A 2,160-nucleotide genomic window follows, 5' to 3' on the forward strand; every position below is an offset into this window, starting at 1 on the left:
CGCGAGCACGCGCCCGCGCTCGGTCAGCGTGCCTGCGAGCCGCAGCGCGCGATCGCCCTGCACGCCCGGCCCGCCAGCCAGGCCAGGCGCGGCAGAGCCGCCCGCAGTGAGCGCGAAGCGGCTGGCGAACGGATCGCGCGCGGCATCGCCCGGTTCGGCATCCTCGGCCGATTCGATCGCGACGGCGGGCAAGCCGTCGAACACGTGCAGCGTGGCCGCGATGGCGAGCACGCCGCCGCTACGCTTGACGACAATATCCGCGGGCACCGCGAGTTCGGGCCACTCGGCCAGGCCTTCGAGAAACGCGCGAAGCTGCGCGAAACCGCCCTGCGCCGCGAGCTTCGTCGCGCGGAAGGCCTGCGCTTTCGCGCCGCCCGGCGCTGCGGGCTCCAGCGCGATCAGCACGAGTCCGGCTTGCGCGGCCAGTTGGGAGACGCCGTGGATGTCGTCGGCGTGCGTGTTCGTTTGCGACGTGCGCTCCGCCCCCGCACCATGCGGCCAGCCTTCGGCCTCGCGCCGCAAAGCGGGCAGCCGCGCGAGCGTGCGCCGCGCGTCCGCGAGTTGCGCCTCGCTTTGCGCCAGCGCGTCTCGGGCAGCCTGTGCGCCGCCCGCATCGGTGAAGAAACACGCGGCGCCGCTCAGCAGCATGGCAAGCAATGCGAGCGTCGCGGCAACCAGCGCGCGCCGTCTTCGCGTCCATGCGTGCAGCGGCCGCCAGCCGCGCCACATCGCCGTGCCGATCATTTCGCCTCCTTCGCCGCAACAGGCGGGACAGCCGAAGCAGCCGCGACAGCCGAAGAAGGCGCGAGCGCGCCCTTCCAGACGAGCCGCGCCGCCACGTGAATCGGCGCGACGCCGCGTGGCGTGCGCGCCCCGCCCGCCTCCTGCGCGCGCTTCATCTCCTGCACGCTCACGGCCTCGACCTCGGACAACGCGCGCAAGCGTTCGAGCCACGCTGCCGCCGCGACCTCGTCGGCGGCGCTCGCGAGCAACTCGGTGGCGTCGCCGTGCTGGGCCAGCTGCTCGAGCGCGACGCCTTCGGTGCGCGCACGCGCGAGCCCGTCGACGAGCGCGAACAGCCGCCGGAACGGCCGCGCCCGCTCAAACGCTTCGCTCAGCGCCAGACGCCGCGCGCGGGCCTCGCGTGCAAGCCGCTGCGCTTCGGCCAGCGGTGCGCCCAGCGTCGCCATTTGACGCGCCAGTGCGGCGCGCTGCGTCTGCATCCGCGCCTGCTCGACGTGCTGCCAGCCCGCGACCGCGCACCCGCACGCACCGCCGACGAGCGCCGCCGCGAGCCATTCGAGCACGCGTCGCCGACGCACGCGCCGCATCGCGCCCGGCCGCCACGGCAGCAGATTGAAACCGTCGAGTTCTCCGGCCGCCACTGTCGCCACACTGCGCCGCCTCATTCGCTCACCCCACGCAGCGCGAGGCCGAAAGCCACCACGCACGACGGGTCGTGCAGCAGGCTGACGTCGAGCGGATGGTCAGCGTCGGCGAGCGGCGCGCATTCGAACGGCAGCACCGGGCTGCCGAGCACGTCGCCGATATCCGCGAGCGAAAACTGCACGCCGAGCAGCATCGAGAGATCGCCCGACACCAGCGTGCAGCCGACCTGCGCATCGCCCGCCAGATCGCGCAGCGCCTCGACCAGATCGGCGTATTCCAGCGCGGGAAAACGCATGGTGCGCGAGACGCATTCGTCGGTGACGAGCCAGCCGTGAATGCCGGCGGCGCCGATCCAGAGCGCGGCCCAGGTCTCGTGCGGCGGCAATTCGAACGCCGCCGCGTGACGCATCGCGCGCAGCGCCGCGTGGGCTTCGTCGTCGAGCGCGCAGAGCGTGATGCCCGCCATCGCCGCGCACTCGATGCGCGCTTCCAGATGCGAGCGCGCCGTGGCCGCGATCGTCACGCGCGCCTCGCGCAACGCTGCCGCGCCGGAACCCGATGAACCGGATGAACCCGATGAACCTGCTGAACCGATCGCCCCGAACGGCCCCACGTGCCAGTCGACCGCCAGCTCATGCCGCTCGATGCCCGCCACGCGCTCGGCTTCGGCCAGCACCAGCGGTTCAAGCTCGGTGTAAAGGCCCGAGACGTCCTTCTTCCACGCCGCCCCGCCCGCCTCGGGCACGAGCCGCGCGAGCGGCACCGAAGCGA

3 protein-coding genes are annotated in these 2,160 nt (G+C 73.2%); all 3 read right to left on the reverse strand.

The genetic code is table 11. The features are described 5' to 3' along the window. The coding region (locus LDO54_RS39350; protein WP_436975758.1) for a hypothetical protein at positions 1-744 on the reverse strand (744 nt) is incomplete at its 3' end. Beyond that, positions 741-1,394, reverse strand: coding sequence for a fimbrial assembly protein (locus LDO54_RS35260; protein WP_224017145.1), 654 nt, complete (start codon positions 1,392-1,394; stop codon positions 741-743). The genes LDO54_RS39350 and LDO54_RS35260, both read right to left, overlap by 4 nt. 11 nt (positions 1,395-1,405) lie before the next feature. Then, positions 1,406-2,160: pilus assembly protein PilM (locus LDO54_RS35265; RefSeq protein WP_224017148.1), on the reverse strand; the 755-nt coding region annotated here is incomplete at its 5' end.

The organism is Paraburkholderia tropica, from assembly GCF_914484835.1.
Lineage (GTDB): Bacteria > Pseudomonadota > Gammaproteobacteria > Burkholderiales > Burkholderiaceae > Paraburkholderia > Paraburkholderia tropica_A.